The organism is Methylobacterium marchantiae, assembly GCF_042679825.1.
Lineage (GTDB): Bacteria > Pseudomonadota > Alphaproteobacteria > Rhizobiales > Beijerinckiaceae > Methylobacterium > Methylobacterium marchantiae.
Genome location: NZ_JBHTND010000012.1, coordinates 25,690 through 42,066 on the forward strand (window position 1 = coordinate 25,690; position 16,377 = coordinate 42,066).

The 16,377-nt window shown below is 65.5% G+C and carries 17 protein-coding genes; 12 read left to right on the forward strand and 5 right to left on the reverse strand.

From position 1 onward, the window contains the following. Positions 1–85: 85 nt before the first annotated feature. Positions 86–1,720 carry an ABC1 kinase family protein gene (locus ACFQ4G_RS10450; RefSeq protein ID WP_238205956.1) on the reverse strand — a complete coding sequence of 545 codons (1,635 nt, stop codon included), beginning with the start codon at positions 1,718–1,720 and terminating at the stop codon, positions 86–88. Between the two features lie 382 nt (positions 1,721–2,102). On the opposite strand from ACFQ4G_RS10450, the gene ACFQ4G_RS10455 reads away from it, so the two are divergent. The 8 genes from ACFQ4G_RS10455 (at position 2,103) to ACFQ4G_RS10490 (ending at position 8,580) form a co-directional block, all read left to right on the forward strand. Next, positions 2,103–2,747: an MBL fold metallo-hydrolase gene (locus ACFQ4G_RS10455; protein ID WP_238205954.1), complete on the forward strand. Its 645-nt coding sequence runs from the start codon at positions 2,103–2,105 to the stop codon at positions 2,745–2,747. A 221-nt stretch (positions 2,748–2,968) separates the two neighbouring features. Continuing rightward, on the forward strand, positions 2,969–5,422 hold the full coding sequence (gyrB, locus tag ACFQ4G_RS10460) for a DNA topoisomerase (ATP-hydrolyzing) subunit B (RefSeq protein WP_379040176.1): 2,454 nt from the start codon (positions 2,969–2,971) through the stop codon (positions 5,420–5,422). A gap of 24 nt (positions 5,423–5,446) precedes the next feature. After that, positions 5,447–5,764 (forward strand): hypothetical protein, encoded by a 318-nt coding sequence (locus ACFQ4G_RS10465; protein WP_238205950.1) that lies wholly within the window; start codon positions 5,447–5,449, stop codon positions 5,762–5,764. Between the two features lie 157 nt (positions 5,765–5,921). Beyond that, positions 5,922–6,398 (forward strand): peptide-methionine (R)-S-oxide reductase MsrB, encoded by a 477-nt coding sequence (gene msrB, locus ACFQ4G_RS10470; RefSeq protein WP_238205948.1) that lies wholly within the window; start codon positions 5,922–5,924, stop codon positions 6,396–6,398. Positions 6,399–6,466: 68 nt separating this feature from the next. Further along, on the forward strand, positions 6,467–7,201 hold the full coding sequence (gene msrA, locus ACFQ4G_RS10475; RefSeq protein ID WP_379040178.1) for a peptide-methionine (S)-S-oxide reductase MsrA: 735 nt from the start codon (positions 6,467–6,469) through the stop codon (positions 7,199–7,201). 240 nt (positions 7,202–7,441) lie between these two features. After that, positions 7,442–7,645, forward strand: coding sequence for a hypothetical protein (locus ACFQ4G_RS10480; RefSeq protein ID WP_238205946.1), 204 nt, complete (start codon positions 7,442–7,444; stop codon positions 7,643–7,645). Between the two features lie 83 nt (positions 7,646–7,728). Then, complete coding sequence (locus ACFQ4G_RS10485) at positions 7,729–7,917, forward strand: hypothetical protein (RefSeq protein ID WP_238205943.1); 189 nt, start codon at positions 7,729–7,731, stop codon at positions 7,915–7,917. A gap of 12 nt (positions 7,918–7,929) precedes the next feature. Next, the gene (locus ACFQ4G_RS10490) at positions 7,930–8,580 is read left to right on the forward strand and encodes a DUF2147 domain-containing protein (protein WP_238205941.1); all 651 of its coding nucleotides are present in this window, start codon (positions 7,930–7,932) and stop codon (positions 8,578–8,580) included. A 90-nt stretch (positions 8,581–8,670) separates the two neighbouring features. On the opposite strand, the gene ACFQ4G_RS10495 is transcribed toward ACFQ4G_RS10490, so the two are convergent. Then, a complete protein-coding gene (locus ACFQ4G_RS10495) occupies positions 8,671–9,897 on the reverse strand; it encodes a serine hydrolase domain-containing protein (protein ID WP_238205939.1) in 1,227 nt (408 codons plus the stop codon). A 95-nt stretch (positions 9,898–9,992) separates the two neighbouring features. Continuing rightward, complete coding sequence (locus tag ACFQ4G_RS10500; RefSeq protein ID WP_238205938.1) at positions 9,993–10,487, reverse strand: DUF427 domain-containing protein; 495 nt, start codon at positions 10,485–10,487, stop codon at positions 9,993–9,995. Positions 10,488–10,596: 109 nt separating this feature from the next. Between ACFQ4G_RS10500 and otsB the strand changes: the two genes are divergently transcribed. After that, positions 10,597–11,343, forward strand: coding sequence for a trehalose-phosphatase (otsB, locus tag ACFQ4G_RS10505; RefSeq protein WP_238205935.1), 747 nt, complete (start codon positions 10,597–10,599; stop codon positions 11,341–11,343). A 121-nt stretch (positions 11,344–11,464) separates the two neighbouring features. Next, a complete protein-coding gene (locus tag ACFQ4G_RS10510) occupies positions 11,465–12,475 on the forward strand; it encodes a glucokinase (protein ID WP_238205928.1) in 1,011 nt (336 codons plus the stop codon). 10 nt (positions 12,476–12,485) lie between these two features. Here the strand turns inward: ACFQ4G_RS10510 and ACFQ4G_RS10515 are convergent, their stop codons facing one another. Continuing rightward, positions 12,486–12,656, reverse strand: coding sequence for a hypothetical protein (locus tag ACFQ4G_RS10515; protein WP_238205926.1), 171 nt, complete (start codon positions 12,654–12,656; stop codon positions 12,486–12,488). Between the two features lie 134 nt (positions 12,657–12,790). After that, complete coding sequence (gene purD, locus ACFQ4G_RS10520; protein ID WP_238205924.1) at positions 12,791–14,074, reverse strand: phosphoribosylamine--glycine ligase; 1,284 nt, start codon at positions 14,072–14,074, stop codon at positions 12,791–12,793. A gap of 348 nt (positions 14,075–14,422) precedes the next feature. Here purD and ACFQ4G_RS10525 point away from each other — a divergent pair, with 348 nt between their 5' ends. Both ACFQ4G_RS10525 and xseA read left to right on the forward strand, forming a co-directional pair. Continuing rightward, positions 14,423–14,578, forward strand: a complete 156-nt coding sequence (locus ACFQ4G_RS10525) for a hypothetical protein (protein WP_238205922.1) — start codon at positions 14,423–14,425, stop codon at positions 14,576–14,578. Between the two features lie 54 nt (positions 14,579–14,632). After that, positions 14,633–16,261 (forward strand): exodeoxyribonuclease VII large subunit, encoded by a 1,629-nt coding sequence (xseA, locus tag ACFQ4G_RS10530; RefSeq protein WP_238205920.1) that lies wholly within the window; start codon positions 14,633–14,635, stop codon positions 16,259–16,261. Positions 16,262–16,377: the final 116 nt, after the last annotated feature.

Consider the following 16,377-nt stretch of genomic DNA (forward strand, 5'->3'; position numbering starts at 1 on the left):
CGCACGGCAAGCCCGGCAGCCGCAACGCGCATAGGCGAAGAAGGGATGCATAAGGCGGCTGATTTAAGGACGAGCGACGGTGCAGCTACTTGTTGCGCCCCAGCAGCACCAACCAGCCGATCCCGATCACGCAGACCATCATGCCGACCGTGATGAAGGCCGGAGTGCCAAGGTCCATGAAGCGGGGCGCGAGCTGCGTCGCGAAAGCGGCCACGATCAGGGCCACCGCGACACGGGCAGCGGCGCGCTCGATGCCGCGGGTGAGCTTGTCGATGCCCTTCACCTCGATCTCAACGGTGACACGGCCCTGCTTGAGGCGCACCAGCATGAGATGAATGAGGGTGGGAAGTTCGGAGGCTGCGCCGAAGAGGCCCGCCCCCACCGCCTCGACCTTGCGGGAAATCCCCTTGATCGAGAACTGGGACGCGAGTTTGCTCTTCACCGTGGGGCCGGCGGCGGTGAACAGGTCGAATTTCGGGTCGAGATGACGCATCACGCCGTCCGCGGTGACCAAGCCTTTGAACAGGATCGCGAGGTCGGTCGGCATGGCGAGGTCGTTCTCGCGTGCCATGGTCATGAAATCGGTGAGGAGATCGCCGAAATTCAGTACCGACCCGGCATGGCGGTTGATGAAGGCCTGCGACGAGGCCTCAAGCTTGGTGAGGTCGGGATTGCTCGATCCGGTCCAGTCGAGGAGCACGGCCATCAGCCCGTCGGAATCCTCCTTGAGCATCGCACCGATCAGCATCAGGAGTTGGGTCCGGCGACGTTCCGACAATCGGCCTATGATGCCGAAATCGATGAAGCCGATCCGGTTGCCGGGCATCACCAGCATGTTGCCCGGATGCGGATCGGCGTGGAACACGCCCTCGATCAGCGCCATGTTGAGGAAGGCGTCGGTGCCTTTCTGGGCGACCTTGACCTTGTCGATCCCCGCCGCATCGAGGCGGACATGATCGTTGGGCGGAATGCCGTGGATGAATTCCTGGACGAGCACGCGCTCCGACGTCCATTCCCAATGGATCTTCGGGATGACGATGTCGTCCCGGTCGGCGAAGATCGCCGCGATGGTCTCGCAATTGCGCGCCTCGTTGACGAGGTCGAGTTCGCCGTAGAGGCCGCCGGCGAGGTGGCGCATCTGCTCGTGGGGCTGGTAGCGACCGAATTCCGGCCATTCCTCCACCACGATGCGGGTCGCATGCGCGAGAAGTCGGAGATCCGCTTCGATGATCTTGCGCAGGCCCGGGCGCAGGACCTTCACGACGACCTCCTCGCCCGACATCAGCCGGGCCCGGTAGACCTGGGCGATAGAGGCCGCAGCGAGCGGGACGGTGTCGAACTCGGCGAAGATGTCGGAGGGCGCGGCACCGAGATCGGCCTCGAGCTGCGGCCGGATCTTCTCCCACGAGATCGGCCGGACCTGGCTGTGGAGCTTCTCCAACTCCTCCGTCCATTCCGGCGTCAGCAGGTCAGGACGGCTTGCCAGGATCTGGCCGAGTTTGATGAAGGTCGGCCCCAAGGCCTCGATTGCCCGACGCACGCGCTGCGGTTGGGACAGGCGCGTGACGTCTACCTGCGGCGTCCGGCGCTTGGCCAGCCGCGCCACATGGGCGATGCCGAGGCGCTCCACCACCTTGGTGACGCCATAGCCGATCAGGACTGCGGCAATCTCACCGAGGCGTTGCCGGTCGCGGGCAGCGACGAAGGCGGTTTTCAGCATGTGCGCAAGGGACTGCCCCGGCTGGCGTGAGGATGGCCGCGTCGAACTTTCAGGCCGGGCGGCCTGTCCGGACCGTGCCGGTGTCCAGATAGTTCGCGTCTACGTAGTCGGCGAGGCCGAAATTTGGCGGGATCGACGGTAACTGCAGGGATTAGCCCCACCACGCTCGCCGCGCTACAACCGTTTCCATCCCGGCGTCCGATGGGCGCCGTGAAAGCGACCCGTTCGGAATTGCACATGATCCTCGCGTCGTGACGATCGCCGCTCGCCAAAATGGTCTAGACAGGCGGCAGACATGGGACGCCGCCTCGATCGCGGTCATCCGCATTCGGGTAGGCGTCCTCCACAAACGAAACGTCATGGAAACGGAGAGACGGCCCCGATGGCAGGTACGCCCCGCGCAGGAATCATTCCGGTCACGCCCTTCCAGCAGAACTGCACCCTGATCTGGTCCGACGAGACCAAAGTCGGTGCCGTGGTCGATCCCGGTGGTGACCTCGACCGGATCGAAGCCGCGATCCGCGATCAGGGCATCACCATCGAGAAGATTCTGCTGACACACGGCCATATCGACCATGCCGGCGGCGCCGATGAGTTGCGCGAACGGCTCGGCGTCCCGATCGAGGGTCCGCACGAAGCCGACCGCTACCTCCTCGATTCATTGCCGGAGACAGGTGCGAATTATGGCCTCGAAGGCGCCCGGGCCGTGACGCCGGACCGCTGGCTCGCCGAGGGCGACAGCGTCAGTGTGGGCGACCTCGCCTTCGACATCCTGCACGCTCCAGGCCACTCCCCCGGCAGCGTCGTGTTCGTGAGCCGCGACGCGCGCTTCGCCCTGGTGGGAGACGTGGTCTTCAAGGGCTCCGTCGGCCGCACCGACCTGCCCGGCGGGAATCACGACCAACTCATCCGCGCCATCAAGGAGAAGGTCCTGCCGCTCGGCGACGACATCGCCTTCATCCCTGGCCACGGCCCTACGAGCACGCTGGGCGAGGAGCGGATGACCAACCCGTTCCTGCAGGAATAGGCAATCCGTGGGAAAGGCTCGGCAGGGCATTCAGGCGCGTCGATCGGATTTGCCCGATTGAGGCGTGGGTAGCCGGCTCCTTCGAGGAGCGGAAACCGTGCATTCCCAAGGCGCAAAGCCTATATACGGCTCACAAGACGAATCGCAGGCGCGCCCGAGGTTCGGGCCGGGGCATCAAGACCAGGCAAAGACCCGCCTGCCCGAGGAACTTCATGTCCGACATGACCGACGACGACACCTCCCGCAACTTGGCGGCTACGGCTTATGGCGCGGAATCCATCCGCGTGCTCAAGGGTTTGGACGCCGTTCGCAAACGGCCCGGCATGTATATCGGTGATACCGATGACGGTTCGGGCCTGCACCACATGGTCTACGAGGTGGTGGACAACGCCATCGACGAGGCGTTGGCCGGCCATGCCGACGTCGTGACGGTGATGTTGAACGCCGATGGCTCGGTGACGGTGTCCGATAACGGGCGCGGCATCCCCACCGACATCCACAAGGAGGAGGGGGTCTCGGCGGCAGAGGTCATCATGACCCAGCTCCATGCCGGAGGTAAGTTCGACCAGAACTCCTACAAGGTCTCCGGCGGCCTGCACGGCGTCGGCGTCTCCGTCGTCAATGCCCTGTCGCAATGGCTCCGGCTCCGCATCTGGCGCGGCGGCAAGGAGCACGCCATGGAGTTCCGCCACGGCGATGCTGTTTCCCCGCTGGTGATCGTCGGAGACGGCAACGGCCGGCGCGGGACGGAAGTGTCGTTCCTGCCCTCGACCGACACCTTCACGATGATCGAGTTCGACTACGCGACGTTGGAGAAGCGCTTGCGCGAGCTCGCCTTCCTCAATTCGGGCGTGCGCATCGTGCTCACCGATGCGCGCCATGCCGAGCACAAGCGCGAGGAGCTGTTCTACGAGGGCGGCATCGAAGCATTCGTGCGCTATCTCGACCGCTCGCGCAAACCCATCGAGGGCATGACGAAGCCGGTCTTCGTGCGGGCCGAGCGCGACAACATTCGCGTCGAGGTGGCGTTGTGGTGGAACGACTCGTTCAACGAGACCGTGCTGCCCTTCACCAACAATATCCCGCAGCGCGACGGCGGCACCCATATGGCAGGCTTTCGCGCCGCCATGACCCGGCAGATCACCGGCTATGCCGAATCCACCGGTATCACCAAGCGTGAGAAGATCACCCTCACCGGCGAGGATTGCCGCGAGGGCCTCACCGCCGTGATCTCGGTTCAGGTACCGGACCCGAAGTTCTCGTCGCAGACGAAGGACAAGCTCGTCTCTTCCGAGGTACGCCCGGCCGTCGAGAACGTCCTCAACGAGGGTCTCTCCAACTGGCTCGAGGAGAATCCGTCCCAGGCCAAATCCGTGATGGGCAAGGTCATCCTGGCGGCTTCCGCCCGTGAAGCCGCGCGCAAGGCTCGCGAGACCGTGACCCGCAAGGGCGTCCTCGACATCGCGTCCCTGCCCGGCAAGCTCGCCGATTGCCAGGAGCGCGATCCGTCGAAATGCGAGATCCTGCTGGTGGAGGGCGATTCCGCTGGCGGATCGGCGAAACAGGGCCGCGACCGCCATTTTCAGGCCGTCCTTCCGCTGCGCGGCAAGATCCTCAACGTCGAGCGCGTGCGTGCAGACCGGATGCTGTCCTCGGCAGAGATCGGCACGCTGATCACGGCGCTAGGCGCCGGCATCGGCCGGTCGTCCACCGACCGGGAGGGCTTCAATCCTGACAAGCTGCGCTATCATCGCATCATCATCATGACCGATGCGGACGTGGACGGTTCGCATATCCGAACCCTGCTGCTGACCTTCTTCTTTCGGCAGATGCCGGAGCTGATCGAGCGCGGCTATGTCTACATCGCCCAGCCTCCGCTCTATAAGGCCGCCAAGGGCAAGACCGCGATCTACCTCAAGGACGAGCGGGCCTTGGAGGATTACCTCATCGATGCCGGCGTAGACGGGGCGGTGCTGCGGCTCGCCTCAGGCGCGGAATTCGGCGGCCCGCAGTTGAAAGTGCTGGTTGAGGAGGCGCGTCAGTTCCGTGGCCTGATGCAGGCGCTTCATACCCGCTACGACCGCGCCATCGTGGAACAGGCGATGATCGCCGGTGCCTTCCGCACCAACGTGGACGAGAACCAGGCCGAGGCCGAGAGGCTCGTGGCCGACGTCGCTCGGCGCATGGACGTCATCGCCGACGATATCGAGCGAGGCTGGGAAGGCTCTGTGAGCGAAGGCGGGTACGTTCTCAGCCGCACCCTGCGCGGCGTGCGCCAGGTTTCGACGCTCGACGCCTCGCTCATCGTCTCCCAGGAGGCACGGCGCCTCGCCGACCGGGCCGAGGCTCTGCGGGATATCTATGGAGAGCCGGTCACCTATGCTCGCAAGGGCGAGGAGACCGTGCTGCACGGACCGGTCGGCCTGTTCGAGGCGGTGATGGCCTTCGGCCGCAAGGGTCTCCAGCTCCAGCGCTACAAGGGCCTCGGCGAGATGAACCCGCAGCAGCTTTGGGAAACGACTCTCGATAGCGAGGTCCGTTCGCTCCTCCAGGTGCGGATCAAGGACACCCAGGACGCCGACGACCTGTTCGTGAAGCTGATGGGCGACGTCGTCGAGCCGCGCCGCGAGTTCATCCAGGAGAACGCGCTCAGCGTGGCCAATCTCGACGTCTGAACCGACACGGCCGGGAGGGTCGATATGAGCAACGTCATCCGACCCACTTTCGGTCAGCCGCGCCGGCCGGGACCAGTCGACGATGACCGGGTCGAGGTGACGACCCAGCGCGTCTACGGCGAGGCCGGCGACCACCGTGTCTGCCTAGTGCGCGATGACGACGCTCCCGAGGGTGAGGTCTACAAGGTCGTAGTCGGACGCCTAACGGGACAGGAGGTCAGCACCGTGGCGATCCTGCCCGCCACGATCGAAGGCGAGATCGATGCCGAAATGGTCGCGCTCGCGATCTTGCGCACCCTGAGCCTGATCGAGGAAGACGGCGAAGCTCCGGGCATCGCCTGAGAGAGCGCCCAGGCTCCGCCTTTCTGCGCGCTTCCATCGCATCCTTCCACGACGACGCTTGCCCGCGTCGATGCGTTGACGGGCAAGCGGCCTGTAACCACAGGCCGCTTGCAGGCGAATGGACGGTATCGTCCCGCGTGCCATCGAAGGAAGCGCCATGAACCGCCGCCAGACCCTCGTCGCTGGGGCTTCAGCCGCCGCGATCCTCACATCGTTCCGGTTGATCGGCCTTTCGCAGGCCGAGGCCTTCGAGGTTGTAAAGTCGGATGCCGAGTGGAAGCGGCGCTTGAGTTCCGCCGAATATGCCATCCTGCGCGGGCACGGCACGGAGCGCGCCGGGTCGAGTCCTCTCAACGCAGAGAAGAGGGTCGGACAGTTTGCCTGTGCCGGCTGCGACCTGCCTCTGTTCTCATCGGACACGAAATTCGAGAGCGGTACCGGCTGGCCGAGCTTCTGGGCACCGCTGAACCGTGCCGTCGGCACCGATACGGATCGCAGCTACGGAATGAGCCGCACGGAAGTGCATTGTCGCCGATGCGGCGGCCATCTCGGTCACCTCTTCGACGACGGACCGAAGCCTACGGGTCAGCGCTATTGCATGAACGGGGCAGCCCTCCGCTTCATCCCAGCGTGATGTCCACTGACCGGCGGAGTCCAGTTCGATCGCAAGACTTGGGACTGGAAGATCAGAAGGATTTCACGATGCTCAAGCGTTCATCCGCCTCGTTCCGCGCATTCTGGCCCATCGCCCTTTTGGCGACGGCGGGGCTCGGCATGCTCGCAGCCCTGGCGGGGTTCGGTGGCAGAGCCTTCGCCGAGGAGCCCGGGCGACGCCTACCCGATGCGGCCGTAACGCTGAAGGAAAAGAGCGGCCTTCGAACAGCGGTGTTCGCGGGCGGTTGCTTCTGGGGCGTGCAGGGCGTGTTTCAACATGTGCGTGGAGTGACCGAGGCCCTATCCGGCTATGCCGGAGGCTCACGGGACACCGCGAGCTATCAGGCCGTCGGATCCGGCCGGACGGGCCATGCAGAAGCCGTGCGCATCACCTACGATCCATCGCTCATCCGCTACGACGAATTGCTGACGATTTTCTTCTCCGTCGCACTCGACCCAACCCAAGTGAACCGTCAGGGCCCGGACAGCGGCACGCAATACCGCTCAGCGATCTTCGTCAGCGATGCCGAGCAGGCCCGTGTCGCCAGAGCTTATGTCGCGCAACTCAATGTGGCGCAGGCCTATGCCAAACCGATCGCCACCAAGGTCGAGTGTGGCGCATTCTATCCGGCGGAAGCCTATCATCAGGACTTCATGGCCCGAAACCCGCGCCATTCTTACATCGTGGCCAACGATGCGCCGAAGCTGCGCGATCTGCAGCGCTACTTCCCCGAACGGACCAATGCCGAGCCGATCCTCGTCGGCGCGCAGCCGCCGGCATGATGCAGCTCCAGCGAATGCTCTGAGACCGATCGGCCCGCGCCTCGGCAAAGTGTGGATCGGGAAAGACGATTTCGTCCATGAGCCATTTCCGGGCTGCGTGTCTCCCTTCCAGTCGAGACGAGCTCCCTGCGCCCATTGGAGAACCCTTGACCATACACTAGAGTTATTCTAATTAGGAACTACGCGGATGGCGCGGCGGATATCGACCCTGCGATCGACCGAGAGACATTGGAGAGTCACATGGCACACAGCACCAGCGCGGCCTGCGAAAGCTGCCGCTTCTTCGACGATATCAACGGCGGTCAATCTGCCGGCGATGAAGGCCTTTGCCGCTACAATCCGCCGGTGAGCCAGCCCGAGCCGAAGTCGCCTGGCCTATGGCCGGTTGTGGCGTCCAAGGATTGGTGCGGCCATTTCACGTCCGAGATGACGGCCGCCGAATGAGGAAGCGCTTCTAGCGGATGACGAGATTTGGGTCGGTGCATGAGCACCGGCCCTTTTTCATGCGCCGTCCATGGAGACGCCGCTTGCCAACGCTCACGAAGAATTCTCTCGCGACCCCTCCGAAATCCGTTAGGACGCGGCGAGCCGGTCATGATCCGGTCACCTTCGCGTCCGAAGGCGGGGCCTTCATGACGGGCGGCTCCTACCACCGCGTCCTGAGCCATGCGGTGCTGACGGCACGGGACGGGCGGTTGCGTTTCGGGGCGGTGTAAGGATTTTTCTGAATGACGTATCGACCCATTTCGGCGATGGCCGGGCGGCTCCTGGCGCCGATCGCCGGGATCGCGCTCAGCGTGGTGTCTGGCCTCGCCGTAGCTGCTCCCAACGATCCGACAGGCACTTTCCTCACGGAGGACGGACGAGCTCGGGTGCGTGTGGAGAAGTGCGGCCCGCAGAACAATCACGTCTGCGGCTACGTCGTCTGGTTGAAAGTGCCGCTCAACGATAAGGGTCAGCCCCGGGTCGACTTCAAGAATCCCGACCCGAAAAAGCAGGCTCGTCCTTCGCTCGGCCACCAGCTCATCATGGGCATCAAGCCGAACGCCGACAATCATTACGAAGGCAAGATCTACAACGCCGAGGATGGGTCGTTCTACGATGTGACGATCTGGAGCGAGCAGCCGGGCCAGCTCACTGTGCGCGGCTGCATGCTGCGCTTCATGTGCATGTCGCAGGCCTGGACCAAAGTCACCGATACCGTACCGGGGCAGATCACCGGTCCGACCAACGGCCCGGGCGGCCCTCGCTCCGACCCGGAATGGGCGCCCAAGACCTCTCCGGCTTCGTCGGCCGCAGGGTCGACTGGCACCGCTCCGGCCACCGCCGCGAAGCCGGCAGCCACGGCACCGAAGCCGGCGGCCAAGCCCGCCGAGTAGGGCCTAAGGTTTCCAAGCCCCCGGAGTCCCGATCATGACGGCATCGTCCCGGTCCCGAAACCCGGTCCGATGCCGGTGCTCACCAGACTTTCAGTCGACCAGGGCAGCGTAGGTCAGCACCCTCAATTCCCGTCTGATCGGCAAGGCCGAGGACGGGATGAGCTGGGCGAGCATCACCACCGCGAGATCCTCCGCAGGATCGATCCAAAACGACGTGCTGGCGAGACCACCCCAGGCCACCTCGCCCGGCGTGCCGACGATCTGCGCCCGCGACGGGTCGATCATGACCGAGAATCCGAGCCCGAAACCGATCCCGGTATAGGTGGATTCCGAGAACCGCGGCTGTCCCATTGAAGCGAGGTCGCCGCCGAGATGGTTCATCAGCATCAGTTCGATGGTCTTGCGACCGAGGAGTCGCACGTTGTCCAGGGCACCGCCCCCGAGGATGAACCGACAGAAACGCATGTAGTCGGGGGCCGTGGAAACGAGGCCGCCTCCACCCGACGGTACCGCCGGCTTGGTCGTGAAACGGCTTCCCACCGCATCGTCGTAGAGTTTGAGGCTCCGGTCGCGGAACAGGCTGTAATTGGCGGCGAGCCGGGAGACCTTGTCTGCCGGCACGTAGAAGTCAGTGTCGACCATACCGAGGGGGTCGATCACTCTGGTCTTCAGGAAATCGGCGAAATCCTGGCCCGAGATCATCGCGACGAGATGGCCGAGCAGATCGGTGGCGACGCTGTAGTTCCATTCCGCGCCGGGTTGGGCGAGGAGCGGTTGCTTGGCCAGCCGCGCCACGACCTCTGCGAGGCTCGCATCCTGTGCCTCGCCGAAATCCACACCGTTCTGCCGGTAGAGCGCGTCGACCAAGGTCGCCTCCATGAACCCGTAGGTCAGGCCCGCAGTATGGGTGAGGAGGTCGCGGATGATGATCGGGCGCAGGGCCGGCTCGGTCTCGGCCTTGACCCGGTTGCCACCGGTGAAGACCCGCATGTCGGCGAATTCGGGAAGGAAGCGGGTGATCGGATCATCGAGCTGGAAGCGCCCCTCCTCATAGAGCATCATCACCGCCACCGAGGTCAGCGGCTTCGTCATCGAATAGATTCGCGTGATCGTATCGGCCGTGAACGGGGTCTCGCGAGCGATGTCGGCAAGTCCATGAGCGCGGAAGAACGCGGTCTCACCGCGCCGCGACAGCATGACCGACAGGCCGGCGAGCTTGCCTTCGGCCACGAGCCGTCGCATCCAGCCATCGACCCGCTCCAGCCTCTCGGGACAGAGGCCGAGCGCCCTGGGGTCGGTCACCGGGATGTCCTGCATGCGATCCGCTCCGTCCTCGCCGCGTCATGCGGCCTTGCCTCGTCACGTGTCCCTAGGCCATTAGCGTCGTCAGCGGTCACCGCCAAATGGGGCATTCACCATCCCATGGTGCCGGGTCCGCCCTTGAATGGGCCGACGATTTCCGGCGTGATCCAGCCGCCGTAGAATCCGCCGGGCTGCGGCTCCGCTTTCACATCGCCGACGAAGCAGGCCTCCATCGCTCCTGCGTAGAAGGCGAGAAAGCCCGCAATCGCTTGGAAGTCCTGCGTCGGCCTTGGATAGGCCCAGGCCGCACCTTCGACTCGAAGCCCTCCCACCTGCAGATCGTGCAGAACCGCGCGCCCTTTCCATTCGCACATGCCCGCCATCCTCGCCGGTCCAAGAGCTCCGTCGGCGACGTCGCCGGGCGGGAAGTAATAGGTCGGCGGATGGCTCGTCTCGAGCACGCGATAGCCCGACACGGTGTCGGCGATGATCGTGCCTGCGAAGATCACGCGCAGGCGCGCCGCCACACGCTCCAAGCGCGGCGGGCGCGGGTAGTCCCAGACACTTTCCTGGTCCGGGCCATGGGGGAGGGGTCTCGGATGCATCGGCGTGGTCCTCGGTCTCGGGCAAATCGAGGTTTTAGGTAGGGCGGCGTTTGCCCGTGGCGCGTGCCATGCTAGCCCCGCCCGCGATACCGCTGAGGGAACCCTGCCTGTGACGGATTTCGCTCTCTTCCTCGACTTCGACGGCACGCTCGTCGAGATCGCTCCACGACCGGATCAGGTCGTGGTCGCTCCAGAACTCGCGCCGGCGCTGCTGCGGCTGCGGGATCGGCTCGGCGGTGCCCTCGCCATCGTCACCGGACGCCCGATCGCGGTGATCGACGATTTCCTCTCACCCGCAAAGTTCGATGTCGCCGGCCTTCATGGAGTCGAACGGCGAGTCGACGGTGTCGTGTCTGGAGGTAGTGCCGAGGACCATCCCGCCCTGCGCGCCCGAATCGCGGGTTTGCACGAGGCGGTGCGAGATCTCGGCTCCGTGCTCATCGAGGACAAGGGTGCTTCGGTCGCGGTCCATTGGCGCCTCGCCACCCCCTCCGATGCCGCGAAGGCCGAAACGGCCGTGAAAGCGGCTGCCGCCGATCTCGGCGACGCCTACCGCCTCCAGTTGGGCAAGGCCGTGGGCGAGATCGTGCCCGCATCCGCCACGAAGGGCCACGCCATCCGCGCCCTGGCCGAAGCGACGCCCTATGCCGGTCGCCGCGCAATTTTTCTCGGCGACGACCTCACCGACGAGAAGGCGTTCGCCGTGGTCAACGAAGTGGGCGGGATCAGCGTCCGCATCGGTGGCAGCGACACCATCGCCACGCGGCGCCTTACCGATCCAGAGGCCGTCCGCGCGCTGATCTACGCCTGGGCCGATGGTAAGCCGATAGACGCGGACGCCCTGCCGCCCGCCTGACGACGCGATCGGCATCGGCTGCGGCTGCGTCGCCGAGCCGGTGCCGTAGACTTCACCGTGAAGCCCCGCGAACCGGCGGGATCACCGATACCGGCTTCCAGCGCGAAGGAGCATTGTCCGCATGTTCGAATTTCCGGTCCTCGTCGGTGATGTCGGCGGCACCAATGCTCGCTTCGCACTCGTGGCTGAAGCCGGTGCCGAAGCGAAGATCCTCGGCCATGTCCAGACGAAGGCTTTTCCCGATCCGAGCGCGGCGATCAGGTCCGCTCTCGAAAAGCATGACGGGCCCGCCCCACGTTCAGGGATCCTTGCGGTGGCGGCTCGGATCGACGGGCCAGCCGTCCGCCTCACCAATGCCGATTGGGTGATCGAAGGCGAGCGGATCGGACGGGATTTCGGCCTGTCGCGCTCGGTGGTCGTCAACGACTACGTGCCCGTCGCCGCCGGCGCCGTGGACATCGCCCCGACCGACCTGACACCCGTCGGCCCTCGTCGCGACGGCGGCCTCAAGGGCGATCAGGGAACCCGGCTGGTGCTGGGTCCGGGCACGGGGTTCGGGGCGGCGGCCGTCGTTCCCTACGCGGATCGGCTCGCCATCGTGTCCACCGAGGCGGGCCACGTCGATTTTGGCCCTACCGATGCGGACGAGCAAGCCGTCTGGCGGCATGTCGAGCGCATCGAAGGACGGGTCACCGTGGAGGCGCTGCTGTCTGGGCCCGGGCTTGCCCGACTCTACAAGGCCGTTCATCTCGCAAGAACTGGACGAGAAGCAGCCGATGCAGAGCCCGCCAAGGTGACCAGCACGGGTGTCGACGGCAGCGATCCATATGCGGTCGAAGCCGTCGCCCTGTTCGCCAAGCTCCTCGGCCGGGTCTGCGGCGATCTCGCCTTGACCTTCCTCGCCACGGGCGGAGTCTATATCGGCGGCGGTATAGCCCCGCGCATCCTGCCGGTGTTGGAGAAGGGCGGCTTCCGCAAGGCCTTCGAATCCAAGCCGCCCTTCGTCACCCAGATGGAAGCGATCCCCACTGCGGTGATCTCGGTCCAGGACCCTGCATTTTCAGGCCTCGCTGCCCTGGCGAACCGGCCCGAAGTGTTCGTCTATCACGGCCAAGTCTGGACCAGGGAGTGAGAGAAGCGGCTCATTCGTCCGAGTCGTTGTCGACGTTCTGTTCGACCTCGTCGTAGGTGTAGCCTTCGAGCCAGTCGGCACTGTTCTGCGAACCGGCGGGATAGGGATTGGCCGCATCCGGCTGGCCGGCGACCTTGGCGGCCTTCCCTTCTTCCATGACGGTCTTCGAAACGTAGCCCATCGGTTTCCTCCACCTGCTCGGCCGAAGCGCGACCGTCAATGGAGAACAAGAGCGAGCCGGTGGGATTTCAAGGCCGCCGCCCCATCTCGTCCCACTGCGGAGCCGGCGGCTTGTTCAGCCAACGGACGGCTCGGTCAGATTCCGTCCCCGGCCACTTCCCGTGCCACGGCCCTCCGGCCGATGTCGCGACGGCAGAAGCCTTCCGGCCAGTCGATCCGGGCAACTGCGGCATAGGCCCGGGCCTGGGCTTCCATCATGCTGTCGCCCGTGGCCGTCACCGCGAGCACGCGGCCGCCATCGGCGACGATTCGGCCGTTTTCCTCCCGCGTACCGGCTTGGAATACGATGACCTCGTCACTGGCGCCGGCCTCGGCGATGCCGCGGATGGTGGAGCCACGCATCACCGCGCCGGGATAGCCGGCCGCCGCCATCACCACGGTGAGCGCGGCACGGTGAGTGTCGAACTGCAATGCGATGCCCGTCACGTCGCCCTCGCAGGCGGCGAGCAGGGCGGGTACAAGATCGGAAGCGAGGCGTGGCATCAGCACCTGCGCCTCGGGATCGCCGAAACGGGTGTTGTACTCGATGAGCTTGGGGCCGTCGGCCGTCAGCATCAGACCGGCATAGAGAATTCCGGCAAAGGGCGTTCCACGCGCCTGCATCCCAGCCAAAGTCGGGGCGATGATCGTCTCCATCACCTCCTGTTCGAGGGCGGGGGTGAGGATGGTGGCGGGAGAATAGGCGCCCATTCCTCCGGTATTGGGCCCGCGGTCGCCGTCGAAGACGCGCTTGTGGTCCTGTGCCGTCCCGATCGGCACGGCATTGGTGCCATCGCAGAGGGCAAAGAAGCTCGCCTCCTCACCGAACAGGCATTCCTCGATAACGATCTCCGCACCAGGGTCGGCCAGCATGGTGCGGACGGCGCTCTCCGCCTGCTCAAGGGTTTCCGCGACGACGACGCCCTTGCCGGCCGCGAGGCCATCGGCCTTCACCACGATCGGCGCGCCGGATTTCGCTAGGTAGGCGAGGGCAGCGTCCCGTTCGGTGAAGCGGGCGAAGGCGGCGGTGGGTATGCTGTGATCGGCGCAGAGGTCCTTTGTGAAACCCTTCGAGCCTTCGAGCTGGGCTGCGGCCTTCGTCGGTCCGAAGACGCGGATGCCCGCAGCCTGAAGATCGTCCACGAGGCCAGCCACCAGGGGCGCCTCCGGCCCGACCACGACGAGGCCGATCCCGTTGGTCTCGCAGAACGACTTCACCGCACCGTGGTCAGCGACAGCAAGTTCGGGATGGTTCTCTCCGTACTCGGCCGTACCGGGATTGCCCGGCGCCGTGAAAAGCTGGGTGCAGAGGGGGCTCTTGGCGATGGCGTAGGCCAGAGCATGTTCGCGTCCGCCAGAGCCGATGAGAAGAATGTTCATGAGTTATGCTTCGAAGGGCAAGGAGGCGTGCCGGAATGCAAGGACCGCAGGGAGAAAGACCGGCGCGGCATTCCGGATCATAGCATCGACTGTGCTCCCGAGCGCCGGGCGGCCGACATCCCCGCACAGGGTTTTCCCTAAAAGCGCAGGGATGAAAAGTCTTCCATCCGATCCTCGTCCGCTGGTGCTCTGAACCGAAGATCGGGTCCGTCCGCGAAAATCGTTCTTGAGCCGCCGGAGAACAACGATATCGCAGGAACGATGGAGGCACCCGGAGAGTTGAACTGCGTCATGCCAGGATGTCGCCACTCCGCTGCCCCGCCAATGACCCCACGACCGGGGTCGGGAGTGCGTTTGTCGCATTACGTGCTCAATGGGCGTCCCGCGGTGAAGCCGGTCAACGACAACCGCCCGCCCTACCTGCCCGCCTTCTGGCCCTGGGCACTCGCGATCGGTGTTGCGCCGGTCCTTTCGGCTATGATGCTGCTCGCCCTGCTATTTTGACGAACGTGTGCGGGCTTTACCCACGCTGCCTCCCGGCCTAGCGTCCGCCGCGACATGGCCCTTGTTCCTCCTCCCAGTTCAGCTCCCACCACCATCTCCAATGCTCCGGAATGGTCGGTGGGCGATCTCGCCAATGCCCTGAAACGTACACTCGAAGACGCGTTCGGGCATGTTCGCCTGCGCGGCGAGATTTCCGGCTATCGCGGCCAGCACGGCTCCGGGCATGCCTATTTTTCGCTGAAGGACGGGACCGCTCGTATCGATGCGGTGGTCTGGAAGGGCACGTTCAACCGGTTGCGCCAGCGGCCGCAGGAGGGGCTTGAGGTCGTCGCCACCGGCCGCATCACTACCTTCGCCGGCAAGTCCTCTTACCAGATCGTCGTCGAGACCCTGGAGCCCGCTGGGGTCGGCGCCTGGATGGCGCTGCTGGAGGAGCGCAAGCGGGTCCTCTCGGCGGAAGGCCTGTTCGCTGCCGAGCGAAAGCGCGCCATTCCCTATTTGCCTCGCGTCGTCGGCGTCGTGACGTCGCCCACCGGGGCCGTCATCCGGGACATCCTTCACCGCCTGGAAGATCGGTTCCCAAGGCCGGTGCTGGTCTGGCCAGTGCGGGTTCAGGGCGAGGGAGCCGCGGAAGAAATCGCCGCCGCGATCCGCGGCTTCAATGCTCTTTCGCCGGGCGGTCCCATCACCCGGCCGGACGTGCTGATCGTGGCGCGGGGCGGCGGGTCGATCGAGGACCTGTGGGCGTTCAACGAGGAGATCGTAGTCCGTGCCGCCTCGGACAGCATGATCCCGCTGATCTCGGCGGTGGGCCACGAGACCGACACCACCCTCATCGACTTCGTCTCGGACCGTCGCGCGCCGACTCCGACGGGTGCCGCCGAGATGGCCGTCCCGGTGCGCGTCGATCTCGTCGCCGAAATCCGCGATCTCGGCCATCGGCAGTTCGAGGCGGTCCGACGCCGGCTCGACCGCGAAGGCTCGGATCTGCGCGCCCTCCTTCGCGCCATGCCGGGGGCGGATGCCTTTCTCGCGGCCAAGCGTCAGCGGCTCGATCTCGCCGAAGCCCGGCTCATGCCGGCCCTCGCCGGCAATGCCCGCGATCATCGGGCGCGGTTCGGTCGTCTGCTCGAGCGAATGGGGCGGCATCCACCAGAGTTGCGGCTGGCTAAAGCACGCGGTCGCCTTGCCCTCGTTGGCGACCGTCCCCGTTCGGCTCTTCAGAACTACGCGACGCGCAAGAGCGAGGCACTGGCTTATCTCGGCCGGCGTCTCACCGTCGCCCGTGAACAAACTCTCATTCACGCCCGCACGGAGACCGCCCGCCGGTACGAACGCCTGGGTGCCCTCGATACGCGGCTCGTCCAGGCGGCCCGTCGCCTGATCGAGCGGCGAAACGACAGGCTCGGCAATTTCGCGGCACTTCTCGGCTCGTTGAGTTATCGTGGGGTCCTCGCCCGCGGCTTCGCTCTGGTGCGCGACGAGGATGGAGCACCGATCCGCGCCGCTGCTTCGATGGCGCCGGGTCAGCGCCTCAGTCTCGAATTCGCGGACGGAACGCGTCTCGCTCGGACGGAGACCACGGATCCTCCGGCGCCCACCGGCGAGGGACCGTCGAAACGCAAGCGGCCAGCGCGCAAGCCTGTGGAGGCACCGCCTCAGCAATCCCTGTTCGAGCTGTGAGACCTGTCGCTGGCGCATGGCGTAGCTTTCAGGATTGGCGCGACGGATGCTTACCGACGCGCGGCATCTCGCTTCGCGTCGTGAACACCGCTAAAGCGCGGCGCCGAATATCGGTC

Bases quoted from the DNA above. Each gene is read 5' to 3' on its own strand.
- msrB (WP_238205948.1), top strand. From the start codon at position 5,922: ATGAACCGCCGCCAGACCCTCGTCGCTGGGGCTTCAGCCGCCGCGATC.
- ACFQ4G_RS10450 (WP_238205956.1), bottom strand. From the start codon at position 1,720: ATGCTGAAAACCGCCTTCGTCGCTGCCCGCGACCGGCAACGCCTCGGT.
- ACFQ4G_RS10455 (WP_238205954.1), top strand. From the start codon at position 2,103: ATGGCAGGTACGCCCCGCGCAGGAATCATTCCGGTCACGCCCTTCCAG.
- ACFQ4G_RS10515 (WP_238205926.1), bottom strand. From the start codon at position 12,656: ATGGGCTACGTTTCGAAGACCGTCATGGAAGAAGGGAAGGCCGCCAAG.
- ACFQ4G_RS10480 (WP_238205946.1), top strand. From the start codon at position 7,442: ATGGCACACAGCACCAGCGCGGCCTGCGAAAGCTGCCGCTTCTTCGAC.
- msrA (WP_379040178.1), top strand. From the start codon at position 6,467: ATGCTCAAGCGTTCATCCGCCTCGTTCCGCGCATTCTGGCCCATCGCC.
- ACFQ4G_RS10465 (WP_238205950.1), top strand. From the start codon at position 5,447: ATGAGCAACGTCATCCGACCCACTTTCGGTCAGCCGCGCCGGCCGGGA.
- ACFQ4G_RS10510 (WP_238205928.1), top strand. From the start codon at position 11,465: ATGTTCGAATTTCCGGTCCTCGTCGGTGATGTCGGCGGCACCAATGCT.
- ACFQ4G_RS10490 (WP_238205941.1), top strand. From the start codon at position 7,930: ATGACGTATCGACCCATTTCGGCGATGGCCGGGCGGCTCCTGGCGCCG.
- xseA (WP_238205920.1), top strand. From the start codon at position 14,633: ATGGCCCTTGTTCCTCCTCCCAGTTCAGCTCCCACCACCATCTCCAAT.
- purD (WP_238205924.1), bottom strand. From the start codon at position 14,074: ATGAACATTCTTCTCATCGGCTCTGGCGGACGCGAACATGCTCTGGCC.
- ACFQ4G_RS10495 (WP_238205939.1), bottom strand. From the start codon at position 9,897: ATGCAGGACATCCCGGTGACCGACCCCAGGGCGCTCGGCCTCTGTCCC.
- ACFQ4G_RS10500 (WP_238205938.1), bottom strand. From the start codon at position 10,487: ATGCATCCGAGACCCCTCCCCCATGGCCCGGACCAGGAAAGTGTCTGG.
- gyrB (WP_379040176.1), top strand. From the start codon at position 2,969: ATGACCGACGACGACACCTCCCGCAACTTGGCGGCTACGGCTTATGGC.